Annotated in this window: 27 protein-coding genes; 17 read left to right on the forward strand and 10 right to left on the reverse strand. The window is 62.4% G+C overall.

Annotated features, from left to right (window positions below; genetic code table 11):
• Positions 1-63 precede the first annotated feature (63 nt).
• From trxA to BQ8794_RS07225, 4 genes are all read left to right on the forward strand, one after another.
• Complete coding sequence (gene trxA, locus BQ8794_RS07210) at positions 64-387, forward strand: thioredoxin (protein WP_027152031.1); 324 nt, start codon at positions 64-66, stop codon at positions 385-387.
• Between the two features lie 220 nt (positions 388-607).
• A complete protein-coding gene (locus BQ8794_RS07215) occupies positions 608-889 on the forward strand; it encodes a cupin domain-containing protein (protein ID WP_077375216.1) in 282 nt (93 codons plus the stop codon).
• Positions 890-1,014: 125 nt separating this feature from the next.
• Positions 1,015-1,365, forward strand: coding sequence for an MbcA/ParS/Xre antitoxin family protein (locus BQ8794_RS07220; protein WP_077374772.1), 351 nt, complete (start codon positions 1,015-1,017; stop codon positions 1,363-1,365).
• Positions 1,366-1,373: 8 nt separating this feature from the next.
• Positions 1,374-1,868: an RES family NAD+ phosphorylase gene (locus tag BQ8794_RS07225; RefSeq protein WP_077374775.1), complete on the forward strand. Its 495-nt coding sequence runs from the start codon at positions 1,374-1,376 to the stop codon at positions 1,866-1,868.
• Positions 1,869-1,967: 99 nt separating this feature from the next.
• On the opposite strand, the gene BQ8794_RS07230 is transcribed toward BQ8794_RS07225, so the two are convergent.
• The 5 genes from BQ8794_RS07230 to BQ8794_RS07250 all read right to left on the reverse strand — a co-directional run bounded on the left by BQ8794_RS07230 (position 1,968) and on the right by BQ8794_RS07250 (position 7,166).
• Positions 1,968-3,293, reverse strand: a complete 1,326-nt coding sequence (locus BQ8794_RS07230) for a bifunctional folylpolyglutamate synthase/dihydrofolate synthase (protein WP_077374778.1) — start codon at positions 3,291-3,293, stop codon at positions 1,968-1,970.
• 124 nt (positions 3,294-3,417) lie between these two features.
• Positions 3,418-4,344 carry an acetyl-CoA carboxylase, carboxyltransferase subunit beta gene (gene accD, locus BQ8794_RS07235; protein WP_077374781.1) on the reverse strand — a complete coding sequence of 309 codons (927 nt, stop codon included), beginning with the start codon at positions 4,342-4,344 and terminating at the stop codon, positions 3,418-3,420.
• Between the two features lie 36 nt (positions 4,345-4,380).
• A complete protein-coding gene (gene trpA, locus BQ8794_RS07240; protein ID WP_077374784.1) occupies positions 4,381-5,220 on the reverse strand; it encodes a tryptophan synthase subunit alpha in 840 nt (279 codons plus the stop codon).
• Between the two features lie 2 nt (positions 5,221-5,222).
• Positions 5,223-6,473 carry a tryptophan synthase subunit beta gene (gene trpB, locus BQ8794_RS07245; RefSeq protein WP_077374787.1) on the reverse strand — a complete coding sequence of 417 codons (1,251 nt, stop codon included), beginning with the start codon at positions 6,471-6,473 and terminating at the stop codon, positions 5,223-5,225.
• 33 nt (positions 6,474-6,506) lie between these two features.
• The gene (locus BQ8794_RS07250) at positions 6,507-7,166 is read right to left on the reverse strand and encodes a phosphoribosylanthranilate isomerase (protein ID WP_077374790.1); all 660 of its coding nucleotides are present in this window, start codon (positions 7,164-7,166) and stop codon (positions 6,507-6,509) included.
• Between the two features lie 110 nt (positions 7,167-7,276).
• Between BQ8794_RS07250 and BQ8794_RS07255 the strand changes: the two genes are divergently transcribed.
• Positions 7,277-7,495 (forward strand): hypothetical protein, encoded by a 219-nt coding sequence (locus tag BQ8794_RS07255; protein ID WP_077374793.1) that lies wholly within the window; start codon positions 7,277-7,279, stop codon positions 7,493-7,495.
• A 9-nt stretch (positions 7,496-7,504) separates the two neighbouring features.
• Here BQ8794_RS07255 and BQ8794_RS07260 read toward each other — a convergent pair whose 3' ends face one another.
• From BQ8794_RS07260 to BQ8794_RS07270, 3 genes are all read right to left on the reverse strand, one after another.
• A complete protein-coding gene (locus tag BQ8794_RS07260; RefSeq protein WP_077374796.1) occupies positions 7,505-8,263 on the reverse strand; it encodes a M48 family metallopeptidase in 759 nt (252 codons plus the stop codon).
• A gap of 98 nt (positions 8,264-8,361) precedes the next feature.
• Entirely contained in the window at positions 8,362-8,865 is a 504-nt protein-coding gene (locus tag BQ8794_RS07265) for a DUF2852 domain-containing protein (RefSeq protein ID WP_077374799.1), read from the reverse strand.
• A gap of 235 nt (positions 8,866-9,100) precedes the next feature.
• Positions 9,101-9,565: an Lrp/AsnC family transcriptional regulator gene (locus BQ8794_RS07270; RefSeq protein ID WP_077374802.1), complete on the reverse strand. Its 465-nt coding sequence runs from the start codon at positions 9,563-9,565 to the stop codon at positions 9,101-9,103.
• A 171-nt stretch (positions 9,566-9,736) separates the two neighbouring features.
• On the opposite strand from BQ8794_RS07270, the gene BQ8794_RS07275 reads away from it, so the two are divergent.
• Positions 9,737-10,750: a 1-aminocyclopropane-1-carboxylate deaminase gene (locus tag BQ8794_RS07275; RefSeq protein ID WP_077374804.1), complete on the forward strand. Its 1,014-nt coding sequence runs from the start codon at positions 9,737-9,739 to the stop codon at positions 10,748-10,750.
• Positions 10,751-10,858: 108 nt separating this feature from the next.
• Here the strand turns inward: BQ8794_RS07275 and BQ8794_RS07280 are convergent, their stop codons facing one another.
• The gene (locus BQ8794_RS07280) at positions 10,859-11,635 is read right to left on the reverse strand and encodes an alpha/beta hydrolase (RefSeq protein WP_077374807.1); all 777 of its coding nucleotides are present in this window, start codon (positions 11,633-11,635) and stop codon (positions 10,859-10,861) included.
• Positions 11,636-11,846: 211 nt separating this feature from the next.
• Between BQ8794_RS07280 and infC the strand changes: the two genes are divergently transcribed.
• The 8 genes from infC to pheT all read left to right on the forward strand — a co-directional run bounded on the left by infC (position 11,847) and on the right by pheT (position 18,862).
• Entirely contained in the window at positions 11,847-12,383 is a 537-nt protein-coding gene (infC, locus tag BQ8794_RS07285) for a translation initiation factor IF-3 (protein ID WP_077374810.1), read from the forward strand.
• Between the two features lie 139 nt (positions 12,384-12,522).
• Entirely contained in the window at positions 12,523-13,167 is a 645-nt protein-coding gene (locus BQ8794_RS07290; RefSeq protein WP_077374813.1) for a methyltransferase family protein, read from the forward strand.
• 144 nt (positions 13,168-13,311) lie between these two features.
• Complete coding sequence (locus BQ8794_RS07295) at positions 13,312-13,968, forward strand: methyltransferase family protein (protein ID WP_077374816.1); 657 nt, start codon at positions 13,312-13,314, stop codon at positions 13,966-13,968.
• Positions 13,969-14,142: 174 nt separating this feature from the next.
• Positions 14,143-14,346, forward strand: a complete 204-nt coding sequence (rpmI, locus tag BQ8794_RS07300) for a 50S ribosomal protein L35 (protein WP_006201248.1) — start codon at positions 14,143-14,145, stop codon at positions 14,344-14,346.
• Positions 14,347-14,440: 94 nt separating this feature from the next.
• Positions 14,441-14,842 carry a 50S ribosomal protein L20 gene (rplT, locus tag BQ8794_RS07305; protein WP_023796882.1) on the forward strand — a complete coding sequence of 134 codons (402 nt, stop codon included), beginning with the start codon at positions 14,441-14,443 and terminating at the stop codon, positions 14,840-14,842.
• Positions 14,843-14,937: 95 nt separating this feature from the next.
• Positions 14,938-16,023, forward strand: coding sequence for a phenylalanine--tRNA ligase subunit alpha (gene pheS, locus BQ8794_RS07310; protein WP_077374819.1), 1,086 nt, complete (start codon positions 14,938-14,940; stop codon positions 16,021-16,023).
• Positions 16,020-16,457, forward strand: a complete 438-nt coding sequence (locus tag BQ8794_RS07315; RefSeq protein WP_077374822.1) for a GFA family protein — start codon at positions 16,020-16,022, stop codon at positions 16,455-16,457. Before pheS ends, BQ8794_RS07315 begins: the two co-directional genes overlap by 4 nt.
• Positions 16,454-18,862 (forward strand): phenylalanine--tRNA ligase subunit beta, encoded by a 2,409-nt coding sequence (gene pheT / locus BQ8794_RS07320; protein WP_077374825.1) that lies wholly within the window; start codon positions 16,454-16,456, stop codon positions 18,860-18,862. Before BQ8794_RS07315 ends, pheT begins: the two co-directional genes overlap by 4 nt.
• A gap of 321 nt (positions 18,863-19,183) precedes the next feature.
• Here pheT and BQ8794_RS07330 read toward each other — a convergent pair whose 3' ends face one another.
• Entirely contained in the window at positions 19,184-20,179 is a 996-nt protein-coding gene (locus tag BQ8794_RS07330) for an aldo/keto reductase (protein WP_077374828.1), read from the reverse strand.
• Positions 20,180-20,275: 96 nt separating this feature from the next.
• On the opposite strand from BQ8794_RS07330, the gene BQ8794_RS07335 reads away from it, so the two are divergent.
• The 3 genes from BQ8794_RS07335 (at position 20,276) to BQ8794_RS07345 (ending at position 22,510) form a co-directional block, all read left to right on the forward strand.
• Positions 20,276-21,172, forward strand: a complete 897-nt coding sequence (locus BQ8794_RS07335; RefSeq protein ID WP_077374831.1) for a LysR family transcriptional regulator — start codon at positions 20,276-20,278, stop codon at positions 21,170-21,172.
• Between the two features lie 111 nt (positions 21,173-21,283).
• Positions 21,284-21,862, forward strand: coding sequence for a cytochrome b (locus BQ8794_RS07340; RefSeq protein WP_077375220.1), 579 nt, complete (start codon positions 21,284-21,286; stop codon positions 21,860-21,862).
• A 72-nt stretch (positions 21,863-21,934) separates the two neighbouring features.
• Entirely contained in the window at positions 21,935-22,510 is a 576-nt protein-coding gene (locus tag BQ8794_RS07345) for a YceI family protein (RefSeq protein ID WP_077374834.1), read from the forward strand.
• Positions 22,511-22,612 lie beyond the last annotated feature (102 nt).

A 22,612-nucleotide genomic window follows, 5' to 3' on the forward strand; every position in this document is an offset into this window, starting at 1 on the left:
TTGAAGAAGGGCACGACCACCACCACATTTGGTGCGACAATAACACTCGAAAGGATCTCCCGCATGGCCACCGTCAAGGTCGACAAGAGCAATTTCCAGACCGATGTGCTTGATGCCAAGGAGCCGGTCGTCGTCGATTTCTGGGCGGAATGGTGCGGCCCATGCAAGATGATCGCGCCGGCGCTGGAAGACATCGCCATCGAGCTCGGCAGCAAGGTCAAAATCGCCAAGCTCAACATCGACGAGAATCCCGAGCTGGCCGCGCAGTTCGGCGTGCGCTCGATCCCGACGCTGATGATCTTCAAGGGCGGCGAAATGGCCGACATGAAGGTCGGCGCCGCGCCGAAGACGGCGCTGTCGCACTGGATCAACGGCAATCTCGCCTGATCTGGCAGATAATCCGCAGACAAGCCCGGCCCTCGCGCCGGGCTTTTTTGTGTCATCTACAGCGCCGCGCGTCCTCTTGGACGCACAAAGGACGCTGTAGCACTTGATTTGCGCATGACCCAGAAAATCGAATCCGATTTTCTGGGTCATGCGCTGGTCCGCCCTGGCACTCGCCACTTGCCGGCCCATGTTCTTGTCTGGCTTAAAGCAGGAGAACGACATGACCGGATCCGCCAAGGCCACCGTCTTCATCGACAATGAGCGCGTCATCGTCACCGAATACCGCTTCGGGCCGGGCGACAACACCGGCTGGCATCGTCATGGCCATGATTATGTCATCGTGCCGCTGATGGACGGCAAGCTCAAGCTCCTGACCAAGGACGGCGAATCCTTCGCCGAAATGAAGAGGGGGGCGCCCTATTTCCGCAAGGAGGGCGTGGAGCATGACGTCATCAATGCCAATGAGGGCGAGTATGCCTTCATCGAGATCGAGCTGAAGTAACGCGGGAGCAGACCCCGCCTGACATCGCCGGTTGAGGCAGGACCGTATTGGGAAGCGTCCGCTTGAATGCCATTCGCATTGACGCTAAATTACGTCAGAAAATGTGACAAATAAGGAAGGCTGAGATGGCACTGGTCCAGTACGCGGACGGTGGGTTCTTTGCCCCACGAAAAATTGCCGAGGCGCTGCGCACCACCAGCGAAGAAGTGGCCCGGACTGCCGGGCTCGGTCGCGACGCCGTTCAGCGCAAGGAACGCATCCGTTCCGACAGGACGCAGCGCCGCCTGCGCGAGATGGTTGAAATCATTAACAAGGTCGAACCGCGCTTTGGCTCCGCGCTGATGGCGTATGCCTGGTACCGGTCCGAGCCTCTGCCCGGCTTTTCGGGACAGACGGCTATGCAGCTTGTGCGCGGCGGGCGCGCCGCTGAGGTGCTTGAATATGTCGATGCGATCGATGCCGGCGTTCACGCCTGACACGACTGATGCACTACCGCGGCAAACTGTTTCGGGCAATCAACCCAATCTACGCACGTGAACCGCTCTCTGGGCGCGGCGCCGCATTGTTTGGCGGGCGGTTCAACCCGAAGGGCACGCCGGCGCTCTATACGTCGCTGACCGTCATAACCGCTCTGCGCGAGGCCAACCAGATAGGCAATCTCCAACCGATGACGCTCGTTTCCTATGACGCCGAAATCGCAAGTGTTTTCGACAGCCGGGACGAGGCCGCGCTCAAACAAGAAGGGTTGGACGCAACAGCTCTTGCTGACAGCGCATGGCGGGATCAAATGCAGGCAAGCGGAGAATCAAGAACGCAAGCTTTGGCGCGCCGATTGATCGCGAAGGGCTATCCAGCCATGCTTGTTCGCAGCTTTGCGGCCGGCGCTATCGAGACGGATCTCAACCTCGTTCTATGGAAATGGGGCGACGATCCTCCGTGGCGGCTCGCCTTGATCGACGACGAAGGCAGGCTGTCGTGAGAAGCGCAATGAGTTGGCAATCGCTCCCACGTTCTAGAGCGTTCGCATTCAGCAGAACCGCCGAACTGCTCTACTTGTACCGGAGTCCGGCGGAATAGATCAGGTTGGCGGCGTGCCGTTTTCGGCCAGCACCGCGCCGGCCAGATAGAGCGAGCCGCTGATCAGGATGCGCGGCGGCGGTCCGTCCCACGTGTCGCGCAGCAGCATCAGCGCATTGGCGACGGAGCTCACCGGTTCGGCCGACAGGCCAGCCTCGACGGCGCGGATCGCCAGTTCGTCATTCGGCACGCTGGCCTCGCTGAGGCTCACCGGTACCGTGTAGACATGCCGCACCAGGCCCTTGAAGGCGCGGAAATAGCCGCTCTGGTCCTTGGTGTTGATCATGCCGGAAATCAGAAACAGCGGCCGCGGGTTTTTTTCCTCCTGCTCGGCCAATGCCTCGGCGACGACCACGCCGGCGCCTGGATTGTGGCCGCCGTCGAGCCAGATATCGGCGCCCTTCGGCGCCAGTTCCGTCAGCCTGCCTTGCGGCAATTTCTGCATCCGCCCCGGCCAGGTGACATTGGCCATCGCCTTGTCGGCGACGCGATGGCTGATCTCGAAGCCTGCCGCCTTGACCGCCGCAATAGCCGCCGCCGCATTGGCGAACTGATGGCGCCCTGGCAGCCGCGGTGGCGACAGGTCCATCAGCCCGTCTTCGTCCTGATAGACCATCCGGCCGTTTTCCTCGAAGGCGAGGAAATCCTGGCCATAGACGAAGGCGGGACAGTCGAGCCGCTCGGCGGTTTCGATAAGCACCTGAAGCGCCGTTTCGCTCTCTTGCGCGCCGATGACCACCGGGCAACCGCTCTTGATGATGCCGGCCTTTTCGGCTGCGATCAGTTCGACACGGTCGCCGAGAAAGGATTCGTGGTCGAGCGAGACCGGCATGATCACCGACACCGCCGGTTCTTTGATGACATTGGTGGCATCAAAGCGGCCGCCAAGGCCGACCTCGATGATGACGGCATCTGCCGGATGTTCGGAAAACAGCAGGAAGGTGACGGCGGTGAGGATCTCGAAGACGGTGATCTTCTGGCCTCCGTTGGCCTTGGCGACGCGGGCGATGGCGTCGGCGAAGATCTCGTCCTCGACCAGCCTGCCGCCGCCGTCGGCGGCCAGCCGATAGCGCTCATGCCAGTTCACCAGATGTGGCGATGTGTGGACATGGACGCGGTGGCCGGCCGCTTCGAGCAGCGCCCGCGAAAACGCGGCGCAGGAGCCCTTGCCGTTGGTGCCGGCGATGTGGATGACCGGCGGCAGATGGTCCTGCGGATTGCCAAGCCGCTCCAGCAGCCGCGAAATGCGGTCGAGCGAAAGATCGAAGCCCTTCGGATGAAGCGACATCAGGCTTTCGATTTCGCGGTCGGCGGCAAGCGTGGTCATGGGAGAATCCTAGCGCATGACCCCGAAAATCGAAATCGATTTTCGGAAAGGATCATGCGCGAAATCAAGATGCTACAGCGCCACAGATGACGCGCAATCGCGGTTCGCGACGACGGATGTCGCGTCAGGCTTGCGGGCGTGCTTCCGCCGGCAGCGCCACCGGCGGCAGGATTTCCGGCTCCAGCGGCTTTTCTTCTTCCGGCAACTTGAGCAGCATTTTCAGGAGCCGCGCGATCGTCTGGCGCATCTCCAGCCGCGACACCACCATGTCGACCATGCCGTGCTCCATCAGATACTCGGAGCGCTGGAAGCCGTCGGGCAGTTTTTCCCGGATGGTCTGCTCGATCACGCGCGGCCCGGCAAAGCCGATCAGCGCGCCGGGTTCGGCGATGTGCACGTCGCCCAGCATGGCGTAGGAGGCGGTGACGCCGCCGGTGGTCGGGTTGGTCAGAACGACGATATAGGGAAGACCGGCTTCCTTCAGCCGATCGACGCCGACCGTGGTTCTCGGCAATTGCATGAGCGACAGGATGCCTTCCTGCATGCGGGCGCCGCCGGAGGCCGCGAACAGGATCAGCGGCCGCTTGCGTTGCTCCGCGACCTCGAAGCCACGAACGATGGCGTCGCCGGCGGCCATGCCGAGCGAGCCGCCCATGAAGGCGAAGTCCTGCACGGTCACCACCACCGGCAGGCCCTCGACGGTGCCCAGCGCATTGATGATCGCGTCCTCCAGCCCTGTCTTGGCCTTGGCGTCCTTCAGCCGGTCGGTGTAGCGCTTCTCGTCGCGGAACTTCAGCGGGTCCTGCACCACCTTGGGGTTTTCGAGCATCTCGTACTTGCCGTCGTCGAAGAAGAATCTCAGCCGCTCCTTGGCCGAGATCTTCATGTGATGGCCGGAGGACGGGATGACGAACTGGTTTTGCTCCAGATCCTTGTGGAAGACCATCTCGCCGGTCTCCGGATCCTTGATCCAGAGGTTCTCAGGCATGTCGGTGCGCCGGCCGAGCATCGAATTGATCTTCGGGCGAACGTAGTTGGTGATCCAGTTCATCGCTTCGGCTCCTGTCCTGACGAAGAGGTAGGACGGTTATTCGGCGGCAGCAAGGCGGGCCGCGCGCACGCCTTGCGAAAGCCCGCTGACCAGCGTGGCGACCGCCTCGGCCGGGTCGGCGGTCTTTTCGCCCTTCGGCCCCAGAACATTGGCGACGGCATTGACGATCGCGGTGCCGACGACGACGCCGTCGGCCGACGCCCCGATGATGCGCGCCTGCTCGGCGGTCTTGACGCCGAAGCCGACGCAGACCGGCAGGTCGGTATGGCCCTTGATGCGCCCGACCGCCGCCGCGACCTTGCCGGTGTCGGCAAGCGCCGAGCCGGTGATGCCGGTCATCGACACGTAGTAGACGAAGCCGGAGGTGTTCTGCAGCACCTTGGGCAGGCGCTTGTCGTCGGTGGTCGGCGTCGCCAGCCGGATGAAATTGATGCCGGCCTTCAGCGCCGGAATGCAAAGCTCCTCATCCATTTCCGGCGGCAGATCGACGACGATCAGCCCGTCTATGCCGCTGGCCAGCGCATCCCTGAGGAAGCGGTCGACGCCGTGGATGTAGATCGGATTGTAGTAGCCCATCAAAACGATCGGCGTTTCATTGTCGGTGGTGCGAAATTCCGAAGCCATCTTCAGCGTCTTGACCAGCGTCTGGCCGCCTTTCAGCGCGCGCAGGCCGGCCGCCTGGATCGCCGGGCCGTCGGCCATCGGATCGGAAAACGGCATGCCCATTTCGATGATGTCGGCGCCCGCCTTGGGCAGCGCCTTCATGATCGACAAAGCGGTGTCGTAGTCCGGGTCGCCGCTCATGAAATAGGTGACAAGCGCCGGGCGGCCTTCGGCCTTCAGCTTGGCCATGCGTCGGTCGATGCGGGTGGTCATGATCAGATCTCCATGCCCAGCATATTGGCCACCGTATGCACATCCTTGTCGCCGCGGCCGGACAGGTTGACGATGACGATCTGGTCCTTGTCCATGGCGGGTACGATTTTCACCGCATGCGCAATGGCATGGGCGGATTCGAGCGCCGGAATGATGCCTTCGACGCGCGTCGTCAGCTGGAACGCCTCCAGCGCCTCGTCGTCGAGAACAGGCACATAGTCGACGCGGCCACTGTCGCGCAGCCAGGAATGCTCCGGCCCGACGCCCGGATAATCGAGGCCGGCCGAAATCGAATGCCCGTCGATGATCTGCCCGTCGGCGTTCTGCAGGAGATAGGTGCGGTTGCCGTGCAGCACGCCGGGCGCGCCGGCATTCATCGAGGCGCAATGCTCGATGCCGTCGAGGCCGCGGCCACCGGCCTCGATGCCGATGATGCGAACTTCTTTGTCGTCGAGGAACGGGTGGAACAGGCCGATGGCGTTCGAGCCGCCGCCGACGCAGGCGATAATCGTGTCCGGCAGCCGGCCTTCCTGCTCGAGGATCTGCGCGCGCGCCTCGGTGCCGATCACCGATTGGAAGTCGCGCACCAGCTCCGGATAGGGGTGCGGGCCGGCGGCAGTGCCGATCAGGTAATAGGTGTCCTCGACATTGGTCACCCAGTCGCGCAGGGCCTCGTTCATGGCGTCCTTCAGCGTGCCGTGGCCGGCGGTCACCGGCCGCACCTCGGCGCCAAGCAGCTTCATCCGGAAGACGTTCGGGCTTTGCCGGGCGACGTCGGTTGCGCCCATGTAGACGACGCAAGGAAAGCCGAAACGCGCCGCCACCGTGGCCGACGCCACGCCGTGCTGGCCGGCGCCGGTCTCGGCGATGATGCGCTTCTTGCCCATGCGCTTGGCCAGCAGGATCTGGCCGAGGCAGTTGTTGATCTTGTGCGAGCCGGTGTGGTTCAAATCCTCGCGCTTGAAATAGACTTTCGCGCCGCCCCCGAGGCCCTTCGCCGAGGAAACCTCACGAAGATGCCTGGTCAGGCCTTCGGCGAAATAAAGCTTCGACGGCCGGCCGGCATAGTGGGTCGAAAGGTCAGTCAGCTCGGCCTTGAAATCAGGGTCGTCCTTGACCTCGTTCCAGTGCCGCTCAAGGTCGAGGATCAGCGGCATCAGCGTTTCGGCAACGAAACGACCGCCGAAGATGCCGAACATGCCCTGCTCGTCGGGTCCGGTGCGGAAGGAATTGGGTGTCGCCGGCTTGTTCATCGCCGATCTCCTAGCTTGTGGTTTGAAGCACGGTTAGGCGGCGCGGTTGTCGCGTGCTGCCCTGACGGCCCGGAAAAACTGTTCGATCAGAGCCGGATCCTTGACGCCCGGCGCGCTTTCCACACCCGAGGAAATGTCCAGTCCGGGCGGGTTGGCAAGCCGAAAGGCATCGCCGATATTGGCGGCGTTGAGGCCACCGGAAAGCATGTAATCGACGTCTGCGTCAAGGCCGGCCAGAACGCGCCAGTCGAAGGCAATGCCGTTGCCGCCCGGCAGTTCCGAACCCTTCGGCGGCTTGGCGTCGAACAGGAAACGGTCGGCAATGCCGACGAAGGGTCTTGTCCGCTCCAGGTCGGCAGCCTCGCTGACCGGCAGCGCCTTCATCACCGGCAGGCCATAGCGGCCCTTGATCTCGGCCACCCGCTCCGGCGTTTCCGAGCCATGCAGCTGCAGCATGTCGGGCTGCATTTTTTCGACGATTTCATCCAGGAACGCATCGCCGGCGTCGACCGTCACGGCAACCGCCTTGGCCTTGCCGATTGCCGCTTCGCGCAAGCGGCCGGCTTCCGCCGGCTCGATATAGCGCGGGCTTTTGGCAAAGAAAATAAAGCCGACATGGCTGGCGCCGCCTGCCAATGCCGCGGCCAATGCCTTGTCGGTCTTCAGTCCGCATATCTTGATGTCGAGCGCCATGCGCGGGGATTGGCACGAAACGGCAAAAGAGTCGAGAAAAAGCATCCTGTTTGCCGCCAGCGCGGAACGCGCTACCTTACTTCAGATAGTACAGGCGGGAGCACACAAGCATGGCAGACGAAACCGTCGCCCAACTCAGGCAGAAGGTCGCGCAGGCCCGCGAGGTCATCGCTCATCTGATGGACAAGGCCGCCTTCAACGGCGCCGAGGCACACCGCGCGCTCGACTATTTCAGCAACGACGCCTTCGAGAAGAATTTCTTGCCATGGCCGCGCCATACCGACGAAGGCTTGCGTCCTGAAGAGCTCAACGCCGCCAACGACGATTGATCGGGCGATCTAATCGAACATGATCGCTTGCAGCGCGCCGCCATTGCGCTTGAGCCAGTCCTTGCAGCGCTCGGTGTCCGGGCAAAGCTGCTCGCACAATTTCCAGAATTTCGGGCCGTGGTTCATCTCCTTGAGATGCGCCACCTCATGCGCGACGAGGTAGTTTATAACAGGCGATGGCGCCATCATGATGCGCCAGGAGAAGGACAAATTGCCGTCGGAAGTGCACGAGCCCCAGCGGCTCGACGTGTCCTTGAAGCGGATCGCCTTGGCGCGCTTGCCGATCGTCCCGGTGTGTCTGACCACCAACCGCTCGATCTCGCGCTTGGCCTCGCGCTTGAGGAAATCGGCGATGCGGCGCGGCAGGTGCACGCGCTCGCCATGCACGATCATCAGCGGACCGCGTTCGTCGCACGACAGCGTGACGGTACCGCGTTTCGAGGGCTCATGAACAATGCGATGCGGCACGCCGCGCACCGGTATTTTGATACCGGGCCGCACCTGCGGCCGGTTGGGCACCTTGGCCAGCCGCTGCTCCAGCCAGTCCTGATGGCGGTCGAGGAATTTTTCCACCTCGCCCCGCCGCAAACCCGGCGGCACGGTGATGCGCAAGCCGCGGCCGCCGGAATCGATGCGCAACGTCAGGCGCCGTGCCCGGTCGCTCTCGACGATTTTGAGTGGCAGCGTGCGGCCGGCAACACAATGCTCTCGCTCCACGACGGGGGCGGGCCTGGGTTTGGTCAGGTTGCGGAAGAAGCCGAATGACATGGCGGGACGATACGTGATTCGAGGAAAACGAATAGAACAAAAAAGAAACGGCGCCGCTGACGCGACGCCGTTTTTGATTATTTATCGGGGCAAGGCTCTTACTCGTCCAGTAGGCCTGGCGTGGATTTGCCACCGCGTTTGCCGGTCCCCGTCGAGCCGGTCGATCCACCTGTTGTGGGGCCGCCGGTTGTGGGCGACGTCGACTTGTTGCGGTTCGCCATGAAGCGGTCGAACTCTTCCTGGTCCTTGGCGCGACGCAATTCCCTGGCATATTCGTCGAACTCGCTCAGCATCTCGTCGAGCTTGCGGCGCTCTTCATTGAGCCGCTCGAGTTCCTTTTCGCGCCAGTCGTCGAAAGCGACGTTGCCGGTGCGGGCGGAGCCGTGGCCCCAGCGCGCCGCTTTGTCGGAACCGCGGCGGCAGCCGGCGAAGATGCCGTCCGTCGCGCGGTTGACGTCGCGCTTGAAGCCGTCAAGCCGGTCGCCCCAGATGATGTAGGCGAGCATGGCGAGGCCGAGCGGCCAGAACACCATGAAGCCGATCACCATCAGTGCGATGGTCGCCGGCGTCCAGGCCGGACGGATCAATGCAGATGTGTTCATTTTCTCCCAATCCTTCAGTTGGAGACAGCCAATCCCGGCTGCGTGGAATCGAAATGGGAAGGGAAAAACGGCTATTCAAGACAGTCACAGCCACAACCGGACAAACATTTGAAATGATTATCGCTTTTTGAGCGTTTCAAGGGAAAGAACGACCAGGCCGGCAAGCAAGGTGGCCGACGGTTCTGCAGCGAAAGTCCGGCGCCGGTGCATTGACTTGATGCTTCGGATGTCCGTTTCAAAAATCCAGGGGTGCGTTATCGACGACCTCTTTCATCACGAAGAAGGTTCTCGTCTGGCGAACGCCAGGCAATGCGATCAACTGGTCTCCGTGAATTCGGTTGAAATCCGCCATGTCGCCGACCCTGATCTTCAGAAAATAGTCGAAGTCGCCCGCCACCAGATGGCAGTCGAGGATGAATTTCAGTTTCGCGACGGCCTTCTCGAAATCCGCGAAACTCTCCGGGGTCGAGCGGTCGAGGACGACGCCGACCATCACCAACGCGCCTCTGTCGACCTTCTGCGGTGTCACCACCGCCCTGACATGACTGATGTAGCCTTCATCGAACAAGCGCTGCGTGCGGCGGTGGCACGTCGCCGGGCTGACAGCGACCGACTGCGCCAGCTCTGCATTGGTCAGTCGTCCGTTGTCCTGGAGCAGGCGCAACATTTTCAGGTCGATCCGGTCGAGCGGTGCTCGCATGGAAGATTCTTCCGATATTGGAGTTGAAAATTGAAGCTATATGACAATTCCGCGCTGTTAGGCGATGCCTCGGACATTTTAGGTCCGATCTTTGAGAGCACCTTTCAAGGTAAAGATGATAGTGTTCACCGCATCACATCGCAATGAACAGGAACAAGAGAGGGCACTCTCATGCTCGAGAAATTCGAACGCTATCCGCTCACCTTCGGGCCGACCCATATCGAGAAACTGGAGCGGCTCGGCGCTCACCTCGGCGGGAAGGTCGATCTCTACGCCAAGCGAGAGGATTGCAATTCCGGCCTCGCCTTCGGCGGCAACAAATTGCGCAAGCTCGAATACATCATCCCGGACGCGATCGCCTCAAACGCCGACACGCTGGTCTCGATCGGCGGCGTTCAATCCAACCATACGCGCATGGTGGCGGCCGTCGCGGCGAAGATCGGCATGAAATGCCGCCTCGTGCAGGAAAGCTGGGTACCCCATGAAGATGCCATCTACGATCGCGTCGGCAACATCCTTTTGAGCCGGATTATGGGCGCTGATGTCCAGATGGTCGATGAGGGCTTCGATATCGGAATTAGGGAAAGCTGGGAGCAGGCGATCGCGGATGTGAAGGCCAAGGGTGGCAAGCCTTATCCGATTCCGGCCGGGGCTTCGGTGCATAAATATGGCGGCTTGGGTTATGTCGGCTTCGCCGAGGAGGTCCGCGCGCAGGAGAAGGAACTCGGCTTTGCCTTCGACTACATCGTCGTTTGTACCGTCACCGGTTCAACTCATGCTGGCATGCTGGTCGGCTTCGCCAAGGACGGCCGCGAACGCAACGTGATCGGCATCGACGCATCCTGCACCCCGGCGCAGACCAAGGCGCAGGTACTCAACATTGCGCAGAACACCGCGACGCTGGTCGAACTCGGCAAGGAGCTCAATGAGGAAGATGTCGTCCTGATCGAGGATTATGCCTACCCGGTCTACGGCGTCCCCTCTCAGGAGACGAAGGAAGCAATCCGTCTCTGCGCGCGCCTTGAAGGCATGATCACGGATCCGGTTTACGAGGGAAAATCCATGCAGGGCACGATCGATCTCGTGAAGAAGGGTTATTTTCCCAAGGGATCCAAGGTGCTCTACGCCCACCTCGGCGGTGCTCCAGCCATTAACGGATATGCTTACACATTCCGCAACGGCTGAATGCTTTTTAGTTGCAGCACGTTTCCCTCTGACGACATCCGCGTCCGCCTGCAGACAGGGCAGGATTCCAGGAGGGCTGCAGCCGGCCGCGACGAATGCGCATGTCTCTTAGCCTGCCTGCCGCACCATGGCGTCGACCGCCCGCACCAGCATGTCGAGATCCTGAGGCCGCGACAGGCGGTGGTCGCCGTCGGGGATCAGCGACAGCGTGACGTCGTCGGCCGGCAGCAGGCCGACCAGTTTCAGCGCATGGCTCGGCGGCACGTCTGCATCGGCCAGCCCTTGCAATATGTGGACGGGGCAGTGGGTGTCGATCGGCCCGTTCATTGTCAGGTTGTTGCGGCCGTCCTCGATCAGCGCACGGGTGTAGATGTAAGGCTCGGCCGAATAGTCCGACGGCTCCTCGAAAAAACCTTTTTTGGCTAGATCGCGCTTCTGCGCTTTGGTCAGCGCCGGCTCGACCAGCTCTGCGGTGAAATCCGGCGCCGGCGCTAGAAGCACCAGGCCGGCGATGCGGTTCTCGCCTGGCTTGTGCAATTCCTGGCGCAATTCCTGGACCATGCGCAGCGCGATCCATGCGCCCATCGAGGAGCCGACCAGGATTTGCCTGCCTTGCGTGAAATGGCGGAAGACGGCGAGGCTTTGCGAAAGCCATTTCGAGACGGTGCCATCGGCAAAGGCGCCGCCCGACTCGCCATGACCGGAATAGTCGTGGCGCAGGAATGCCCGGCCTTGCCCGCTCGCCCATTGCGCCAGCTTCTCGGCTTTGGTGCCCAGCATGTCCGACTTGTAGCCGCCGAGCCAGACGATGCCTGGCGCGGCACCCGCAGCGCGCCTGACAGCAATGCTGGTTCCGTCGACATCGAGAAAAACCGGTGCGGTCATGGCTCACTCCTCACGCAGGTCTTTTGACACAGCTGGCGGTTCCACGAAAAGTGCTCGGCAACTTTCTTCGTTTGGTGCAGGCAGAAGTCAGGGAACAGGTGATTTCCTGTGAGCGCTGTGCTATTGACTCCGGCCGCGCGCTCACCACATTGGCGCGTTCGCAATTCTGAATTGAAAACCCCGAACGAAACGGCTCAAGGAGACCACGACCATTCGCAGACCTTTCAAAGCAACGGCGCCCACCAAGGAGGGCCCGCGCTCCAACCGTGACATCCGGGTTCCCCGGGTCCAGCTTATCGACGCCGAAGGCCACAACCACGGCGATGTCTCCATCAACGACGCATTGCTGCTCGCCGAAGAGGCTGGGCTCGATCTGGTCGAGATATCGCCCAACGCAGTGCCGCCCGTCGTAAAAATTCTCGATCTCGGCAAGCTGAAATACGCCAACCAGAAGAAGGCGGCCGAGGCGCGCAAGAACCAGAAGGTCATCGAGATCAAAGAGATCAAGATGCGCCCGAACATCGACAGCCATGACTACGAGACCAAGATGAAAGCGGTCCGGCGGTTTTTCGAGGAAGGTGACAAGGTCAAGCTGACATTGCGCTTTCGCGGCCGCGAGATGGCGCATATGGAACTTGGCATGCAGCTTCTGAACAAGGTTCGCGAGGAAGTGGCACCCATCGCCAAGGTCGAAGCCGAACCGAAGCTCGAAGGCCGCCAGATGATGATGGTGCTGGCGCCCCGCTAAAGCGATTCCGCTAACGCGGTCCCGTCAAAGCAAAGGCCGCCTCGGCGGCCTTTTGTTTGTTTTGTCTTCGCCATGATTTCTCCGCAAGTTGCATCGACAAGGATTCCGGTTGCCGGTCCTCGCGGCGAAAGGATTGTCCATGGCCGCTGCGGCACGTTCTCCGATTGAAAGATCGTTCGACGAAATGGGCCGCTATCAGCGGCGCCGGCGCATCCTGCTGGCGCTGCTGATCGGTGCTTTTTGCGCTTTGCTGGTCTTCGGCGGCTCCACGCACGATGAACTAGGCCACGAACGCATAGAGGGGCAGTACGGCATCGCCCTGATACTGATCGGGATCGGCGGCCGGCTCTGGTCGATCCTCTATATCGGCGGCCGCAAATCGGCCGAACTGGTTGCTACCGGCCCATATTCGGTGATGCGCAACCCGCTGTATTTTTTCTCCACCGTAGCGGCCGCTGGCATCGGCGCCCAGACCGGCAGCGTGATCGTCTCGGTGGCGTCGGCGGTTTTGTGCGCGGCCGCGTTCTACATCGTCACGCTGCGCGAGGAACGGCATTTGACGACTGTGCTCGGGGCGCCGTACAAGGACTACATCGCACGGGTGCCGCGGTTTTTTCCCAATCCCCGGCTTTATCGCGATCAGGCCGAGGTCACCTTCACACCGCGCATTTTTAATCACACGCTGCGCGACGGCTTGATGTTCGTGGCTTCCGTACCGTTTTTCGAACTCATCGAGTCCGGACAGGAAAGCGGTGTAATTCCCGTCCTCTTCTGGCTGTACTGAACTGCGGATGCTGGCTAAAGAGGCGACATGCATTAAATACGCCTGAATCATCTTGCAGAGGCGTCCCGGCGACCGGCGGGCGCCTGATTTCTTGGCCAGACGCTGCGATCGCTGGCGAAATTCCTCGACGATCGGATTCCCGAAATGCTCAATGAAGTTAAATCGGAGCAGGCCGAACAAGCGCAGGCCAGGCGTGCGCTGGGCAGGTATCAGCACGCGCGCAGGATGGTGCTTGCCGCCCTCGTGGTCGTCATGTTCGCAGCGCTGCTGTTTGGCCAGTCTGCTTTTCCTCCCGAAAGCGTGCCGCACGAAACGATCGAAATGGCCGGCGTCCTGCTGATCTTTCTCGGCATTGTCGGGCGCTTGTGGTCGACGCTCTATATCGGCGGACGCAAATCCTCCGAGGTGGTTACCGGCGGACCCTATTCGATCACCCGCAATCCACTCTATGTCTTCTCCTCGATAGCTGCCGCCGGCGTCGGCGCGCAGATGGGCTCGATCACTGCGGCGATCGGCTTCGCGGTGATTTGCGCCGCCGCCTTTCATGTCGTCATCCTGCGCGAAGAGACGTTCCTGAAGGAGGCCTTCGGAACTCCATTCCAGGCCTATATGGCGCGAGTGCCGCGCTTTTTCCCGAAGCTTTCGCTGTATCAGGAAGGCGACACCGGCGGCTTCAAGCCGCGCCTGCTGCGGACGACGCTGCTGGACGGACTGGTGTTCCTCGTCGCCATGCCGTTTTTCGAGTCGATCGACGCCGCCCAGCAATCGGGCATACTGCCGGTGCTGTTCCGTTTCCCATAGGTCCATTGTGTGTCGGCACAAGGTGTTGCACGCCGGCCCGCTTTGACGTATAGCACCGCCGTTCCCAAAAACCGCCCGGCAGGGCATGCCGTGGCGGTTTCATTTGCTTTTCGGGCTTTGGTCGGCCTGAAGCGAACAAAAGCGCGATGATGCGCACATAAACGGAGTAGCAAAATGCCCAAGATGAAGACCAAGTCAGCCGCCAAGAAGCGGTTCAAGATCACAGGTACGGGTAAAGTCCTGTCGGCTGCGGCCGGCAAGCGTCACGGCATGATCAAGCGTTCCAACAAGTTCATTCGAAATGCCCGCGGCACGATGGTTCTGGCTGAACCGGATGGCAAGAAGGTCATTAAGAATTTTCTGCCGAACGGCCTCTAAGGCATTCGGTCTGGACACGCATTTGTTTTAACGCAATTCCGAACGGAAAACCGCCAGGCACTTTTCCTGGAATTGCTTTTAAGGAGATCATGACATGGCACGCGTAAAAAGAGGCGTCACCTCGCACGCCAAGCACAAAAAGGTCCTGAAAGCCGCCAAGGGTTTCTACGGCCGCCGCAAGAACACCATTCGCATCGCCAAGCAGGCGGTGGAAAAGTCGCTGCAGTATGCCTACCGCGACCGCAAGAACCGCAAGCGTTCGTTCCGCGCTCTGTGGATCCAGCGCATCAATGCCGCGACCCACGAGCATGGCCTGACCTATGGCCGGTTCATCGACGGTCTCAACAAGGCCGGTATCGAGATCGATCGCAAGGTCCTGTCGGACATGGCCATCCACGAGCCGCAGGCATTTGCCGCTCTTGTGGCCAAGGCCAAGGTCGCGCTCGAGTACCTCAAGAACACCACGCCGAACGCTTTTGAAAGCGCTGTAGCCTAACCAGCGCCTTCCCAAGCACATCGACACTTGATTTGGGAAACCCGCGCTGGCAGGGCTGGCGCGGGTTTTTCTTTGCCTTCAATCGAGTCTGAAACATGAGTGACATGGAAACTCTCGAAAATTCCCTGATGAGCGACATTGCGTCGGCCGCCGACGAGCAGGCGATCGAAGCCGTGCGTGTTTCAGCGCTCGGCAAGAAGGGCTCGGTCTCCGAAATGCTGAAGACGCTCGGCTCGATGAGCGCAGAAGAGCGCCAGATAAAAGGCCCGGCGATCAACGGTCTCAAGAACCGCATCACCGAGGCGCTTACCGCGCGCCGCGCCGAGCTAAAGAACGTAGCGATCGCGGCACGGCTCGCGGCGGAAAAGGTCGACGTCACGCTGTCGGTGCGGCAATCGCCGGCCGAGCGCGGCCGCATCCATCCGATCAGCCAGGTCAGCGACGAGATTGCCGCGATCTTCGGCGACCTCGGCTTTGCCATCGCCGAAGGTCCCGATATCGAGACCGATTACTACAATTTCACCGCGCTGAACTTCCCGGAAGGCCATCCGGCGCGCGAGATGCATGACACCTTCTTTTTCCACCCGGACGAGAAGGGCGAGCGCAAGCTTTTGCGCACCCACACCTCGCCGGTGCAGATCCGCACCATGGAGATGCAGAAGCCGCCGATCCGCATTGTCATTCCCGGAAAGACCTACCGCCAGGATTCCGATGCCACCCACTCGCCGATGTTCCATCAGGTCGAGGGGCTGGTGATCGACAGATCAGCCAACGTCGCCAATATGAAATGGGTGCTGGAAGAGTTCTGTAAGGCTTTCTTCGAGGTGCGCCAAGTCAAGATGCGCTTCCGGCCGAGCTTCTTCCCGTTCACCGAACCCAGCATGGAGGTCGACATCCAGTGCGACCGTTCGCGGCCGGGCGAGGTGCGCTTCGGCGAAGGCTCCGACTGGATGGAGATCCTCGGCTGCGGCATGGTCCACCCCAATGTGCTGAGATATGGCGGGCTCGATCCCGACGAATATCAGGGCTTTGCCTGGGGCATGGGCATCGATCGCATCGCTATGCTGAAATACGGCATGCCGGACCTGCGCGCCTTCTTCGACGCCGATGTGCGCTGGCTGTCGCATTACGGCTTCCGGCCGCTCGACATGCCGACGCTGTTCGCAGGCTTGAGCGCATGACAGCGGCCCACACCGGCGGCTGCCGCTGCGGCGCCGTGCGGTTCGAGGCTTCGGCCGAACCGCACCATGTCAGCTATTGCCATTGCGGCGATTGCCGGCGGGCCAGCGGCGCGCCGGTATCGGCCTTCGTCGGCTTCATCACCGAGCAGGTCGCCTTCACGGGCAAGGCGCTGAAGATGTTCGAGAACGGGCCGGTGACGCGCTCCTTCTGCGGCATCTGCGGCTCGCCGATCGCCTATGTCGACGAGCGGCTGGCCGACCACATCTATATCATGCTCGGCGCCATGGACATGCCGGCCTATTTCAAGCCGACGCACCACGCCCATGTGCGCGAGCAGCTTCCCTTCCTGCACATGCCCGACGCGCTGCCGCGCCATTTGAAGACCAGCGTGCCCAGACCTGACGGGCAAAGATCAGACGGAACACGGTCATGAAATTCACCCTCTCCTGGCTCAAGGACCACCTCGAGACCGACGCCTCGCTCAACGAGATCGTCGAGCGGCTGACCTCGATCGGCCTCGAAGTCGAGCATGTCGACGACAGATCGAGCCTGAAGCCCTTCGTCATCGCCAGGGTGCTGACGGCGGAGCAGCATCCCAATGCCGACCGGCTGCGCGTGCTGACGGTCGATACCGGCGACGGCAACGCCCCCGTGCAGGTTGTGTGTGGAGCGCCGAACGCCCGCGCGGGCCTGATCGGCGCCTTTGCAGCACCCGGCGTCTATATTCCCGGCATCGACGTGACGCTGACGGTCGGCAAGATCCGCGGCGTCGAAAGCCATGGCATGATGTGCTCCGAGCGCGAGCTCGAGCTTTCCGAAGAGCATGACGGCATCATCGATTTGCCGGCCGATGCGCCGGTCGGCACCAGCTTCGCCGCCTACGCCCATCTCGACGATCCGGTCATAGAGATCAATTTGACGCCGAACCGTCCAGATGCGACCAGCGTCTACGGCATTGCCCGCGATCTGGCGGCGAGCGGTCTCGGCCGCCTCGTCGGCGGCGCGATCATGCCGCATGCCGGCAGTGGCATGTGCCCGGTGAAGGTGACGATCGAAGCTCCTGAACTCTGCCCCGGCTTCGCCCTGAGATTGGTGAAAGGCGTGAAGAACGGACCGTCGCCGAAATGGCTGCAACAGCGGCTGATCGCCATTGGGCTGAGGCCGATCAGCGCGCTGGTCGACATCACCAATTTCGTCACCTTCGACCGCGGCCGGCCCCTGCATGTGTTCGACGCGAACAAGGTTGCCGGCAACCTTACCGTGCGACGTGCGCGTGACGGCGAAAAGGTGCTGGCGCTTGACGGCCGCGAATACACGCTGACGCCTGACATGTGCGTGATAGCAGACCAGGACGGCGTCGAATCGATCGCCGGGATCATGGGCGGCGAGCATTCCGGCTGCGACGAGAACACCACCGACGTGCTGATCGAATCCGCACTGTGGGATCCGATCAGCACGGCCCGCACCGGCAGGACGCTCGGCATCATCAGCGATGCGCGCTACCGGTTCGAGCGCGGCGTCGATCCTGAATTCATGGTGCCCGGCGTGGAACTGGCGACCAAGCTGGTGCTGGATTTCTGCGGCGGCACGCCGACCGAAACCGAAGTCGTCGGCTATGCAGGTCACGCGCCTAAGATCGTTTCCTTCCCGCTGTCGGAAGTGAGGCGGCTGACCGGCATAGAGGTGCCCATGGAGGAGAGCCTCGACATTCTTGTCCGCCTCGGCTTCAAGTCGGAAGGCGCGGGCGATGTCGTCAATGTGGCGGTGCCGTCCTGGCGGCCGGATGTCGACGGCAAGGCCGATCTGGTCGAGGAGGTCATGCGCATCTATGGAGTCGACAACATCGCGCCGCAGCCGCTCGGCACGCATGATGCCGTCAACGCCAAGATCCTGACTGTCCTGCAGGTCCGCACCCGCGCCGCCAAGCGGGCGCTGGCGGTGCGCGGCATGATGGAGGCGGTCACCTGGTCGTTCATTCCGGCAAAACATGCCGAACTGTTCGGCGGCGGCCAGACCGCACTCAAGCTCGCAAATCCGATCGCCGCCGACATGTCCGACATGCGGCCGTCGCTGCTGCCGGGCCTGATCGCCGCCGCGCAGCGCAATGCCGACAAGGGCATCGGCGATGTCGCGCTGTTCGAAGTGTCCGGGACCTATGAGGGCGATGCGGCCGACCAGCAGCGGCGCGTCGCAGCCGGCGTGCGGCGCGGCACGGCCAAGCTCGACGGTTCCGGCCGTCATTGGGCCGGCAATGCCGGTCCGGTCGGCGTGTTCGACGCCAAGGCCGATGCGATCGCAGCACTTGAAGCCTGCGGCGCGCCGGTCGAGCGGCTGCAGATCGAGGCCGGCGGCCCAGCCTGGTATCATCCCGGCCGCTCCGGCACGATCAAGCTCGGGCCGAAGGTCATTTTGGGCACGTTCGGCGAGTTCCACCCGAAGACGCTGGAGGAACTCGACGTCTCCGGGCCGCTCTGCGGCTTCGAGGTTTTCGTCGATGCCGTGCCCGAGCCGAAGGCCAAGCCGACTCGGACAAAACCGAGACTGGAACTGTCCGCCTTCCAGGCGGTCAAGCGCGATTTCGCCTTCGTCGTCGACAAGGCGGTCGAATCCGGCACGCTGACCCGCGCGGCCCTTGCCGCCGACAGGAAGCTGATCACCAATGTCTCGGTGTTCGACGTTTTCGAAGGTGCGTCACTCGGCGCCGCCAAGAAATCGATCGCCATCGAAGTCTCGATCCAGCCGGTCGAAAAGACGCTGACCGACGAGGATTTCGAGGCGCTGGCAAAGCGCATCGTCGAGAATGTGCATAAGCAGACCGGCGGTGTGCTGCGGGGTTGATGGGTTGCGGGCACATGGCGATCACTGTTGTGCCGCGGTGAGCCTATTCTCCGCAGACGTTGGCGGGACAGCGCCCCCCTCTGTCCTGCCGGACATCTCCCCCTCAAGGGGGGAGAATGGCTGTTTCGCCCGTCCCGCCATCTTACGGCGTTGGCAGTTGGCGAAAGTGGGAGAGATCAAATCTCCCCCCTTGAGGGGGAGATGTCCGGCAGGGCAGAGGGGGGGTGTCTCGCGCCCACGTCTCGCAATTATTTTTGCATCGCGCGGCGCTCGAAAAGGGGCGCCGAAACGCCCCGTTTCGATTACTCCGTCGATCACCGTTCACCCGTTGACCAGCGCCAGCATTTCTTCGGTGTAGCGCTTGCCGACGACCTTCTCCGGCGACAGGGCGTCGCCGATGGCCGCCACCTCCGCCTGGCTCAGCGCGATCTGTGCCGCTGCCGTGTTCTGCTCGAGATGGCGAATCTTGCGGGCGCCGGGGATCGGCACGATGAAATCGCCCTGATGCAGCACCCAGGCGAGCGCCAGCTGCGCCGGCGTCACGCCCTTGTCCGCCGCCATTGTCTCCAGCGTCGCGATAACAGCCGCATTGGCCGCCATGGCGTCGGCCTGGAAGCGCGGCAATCCACGGCGCCAGTCGTCGGCGCCGAGAACCTCGGGCTTGGCGATCGTGCCGGTCAGCAGGCCGCGGCCGAGCGGGCTGTAGGGGACAAAGCCGATGCCGAGCTCGCGGCAGACGGCAAACACCTCTTCTTCCGGATCGCGGCTCCACAGCGAATATTCGCTCTGCACGGCTGATATCGGATGCACCGCATGCGCCCGGCGGATGGTCGCGGCACTCGCCTCCGACAGTCCCAGCGCACGCACCTTGCCTTCCTGCACCAACTCGGCCATGGCGCCGACCGTATCCTCGATCGGCACATTGGGATCGACGCGATGCTGGTAGTAGAGGTCGATCACCTCGGTGCCCAGCCGCTTCAATGACGCTTCGGCCACCGCCTTGAGGTGTTCGGGGCGGCTGTCGACACCCGCCATGCGCTCGACGCCGTTGCCTTCTTCAAGAATCTTGAAGCCGAATTTCGTCGCGATCGTTACCTGGTCGTGCACCGGCTTCAAGGCCTTGCCAAGCAGGATCTCATTCTCGTACGGGCCATAGACCTCGGCCGTGTCGAAGAAATTGACGCCGATATCGACGGCGCGGCGCAGTGTGGCGATCGCGTCCACCTCCGGCTGGCCGCCATAGCCGAAGCTCATCCCCATGCAGCCGAGGCCGACCGGATAGACGTCAAGTTCATTTCCAAGCTTGCGGGTTTGCATCACGCGTCTCCTTGTTGTGATGCGGCAGAGATAGCGCCTTGCACCGCGTTCGATAATTGGCTCTTACTCGCACGGGCTGTTCGAAAAGATAGATCAATGAACCGAACGCATCTCTCCCAACTTGCGGTGCTGGCAACCGTCGCCCAGTGCGGCAGCTTTCGCGGTGCGGCCAAGGAGCTCGGCATTGCGCCCTCCGCAGTCAGCCATGCGGTTTCCAGCCTGGAGGCGCGTCTTGGCGTGCGGCTCCTGGCGCGCAGCACGCGCAGCGTCGCCCCGACCGAGGAAGGCGCGCAACTGCTCGAGCGGCTGAGGCCGGCGCTGTCGGAAATCGATTTGGCGCTGGAATCGGCGGTCGAGGCGCGCGACCGGCCGGCTGGCAATCTCCGGCTGACCGTGCCGAGCACCGCCGCCCACCTGGCGCTGACGCCGCGGCTCGGTGCCTTTGCATCGGCCTATCCCGACATCGTGCTGGAGATCGTCATCGAAGACCGCTTCACCGATGTGGTCGAAGGCGGCTTCGACGCCGGCGTCCGGCTCGGCGAGAGCCTGCAGCGCGACATGATCGCTGTGCGCATCGGTCCAAACCTTCGCGGCGCCGTCGTCGGCGCGCCATCCTATTTCGCGACCATGCCCAGGCCGCGCCATCCACACGATCTCGTCGGTCACCGTTGCATCCGCTTCCGTTTCTCCAGCGGCATCCTCTACCGCTGGGAATTCGAGAAGGACGGCGAGGAGATCGAGCTGCCGGTGCAAGGGCCGCTGATCCTCGACGAGGACCATCTGATCGCCAATGCGGCGGCCGACGGCGCTGGGCTTGCCTTCCTGTTCGAGGACTATGTCCACGAGGCGTTGGCCACCGGCCGGCTCATTCGCGTGCTGGAAGACTGGTGCCCGCCCTTCGACGGTTTCTTCGTCTACTATCCGAGCCGCCGCCAGATGCGGCCGGCGCTCAGGGCCTTTGTCGATTTCTTCAAGGTGAGCGGGGTGGGGTAGCGCCTTACGAGACCCCCCACCCCGCTTCTCAAAAGCCGCTTGGCGGCATTTGCCTGCGCGACCCTCCCCACAAGGGTGGAAGAAGGCGGCCCCGGCCATCGTTTACCGACCATGCCCACATTGATCACAAACGACACCACCCGCTATGGCTGGGCGGCAATCGTCCTTCACTGGCTGATCGCCGCGATCGTCATCGGCCAGTTCGTGCTCGGCTTCGTCATGGTGCGGCTGTCCAGTCAACGCACCGCCTTCGAACTGATCCAGCTGCACAAATCCTTCGGCTTTCTGCTGCTCGGGCTGGTGATCCTGCGCATCGCCTGGCGTCTCGGCAACGCAGCGCCGGCGCTGCCGCGCTCGGTCGGGCCTTTAGAGCGCCGCGTGGCGCCGCTCGTCCATTTTGCGCTCTACGTGTTTCAGCTTGCGCTACCTCTGTCGGGCTGGGCGCTGGTGTCAGTGTCGATGCTGGAGATCCCGAGCGTGCCGTTCAACCTGTTCGTCATGCCGGACCTGCCACTCGCGGAATCGGACCCAGCGGAAAGCTTCTGGACCTCGGCGCATTGGTATCTCGCCTATGCCGGCATCGGACTTGTCGCCTTGCACATCGCCGCGGCGCTGCGCCATCATTTCTGGCTGAAGGACACGGTGCTGACGCGCATGCTCACGCCTTCGTCGGATCACCGCGCGGAATAGAGCAGGCGGCTCATTCGTTGATGGGGCGAGGGGCGCTAGAGAAGCGTTACCTCCGAAAAAGGATCACGCCCCATGGTTGCGCGCATGTTCGGATTTGCAGCGGTCGCCACGTGCCTTGCCATGCCTGTTTTCGCGGCGGTAGCACTCAGCGACGCTGCCGGCAGCTACACGATCAGCCCGGCCGGCTCCAGCATCCGTTTCTCCGTCGGCAAGGCCGGCGGCGGCGGGCTCGCCGGCGCCTTCGCCAGCTTCAAGGGCAGCATCCGCATCGACAACAGCAATGTCGGGCGCTCCCAGGTCAATATCACCATCTTTCCGGAAAGCGTCGGCACCGGCCAGGGCCGCGTCGACGCCTTCCTTCGCTCCGACGCGGTGTTCGACGCCGCCAACAACCCGGAAATCCAGTTCCGCTCGACCAGCGTGAGACGCATCGGCGAGACGTCAGCCCTTGTCACCGGTCGGCTGACGGCGCGCGGCAAGACTTTTTCGGAAAAGTTCACGGCCGAGCTCGCTGGTCTCAAGGCAGGCACGATAAAATTCCACGTCACCGGCAAGGTGCTGCGGTCGCGCTACGGCATGGATGTCGGCACGCCGATCTATTCGAACGTCGTCGACTTCGACATGACGCTGACCGGCAGGCGGGGTTAGCCTTTGCAGGACCTGGGTTCCTCGCCCACGCAAAGCGGGGGAGGTGGCCCGGCGAAGCCGGGACGGAGAGGGGGGACGACGGTCGCCAAGCCAGAATCCTGC

The sequence above is a fragment of the Mesorhizobium prunaredense genome (genome assembly GCF_900156895.1).
Classification (GTDB): Bacteria; Pseudomonadota; Alphaproteobacteria; order Rhizobiales; family Rhizobiaceae; genus Mesorhizobium; species Mesorhizobium prunaredense.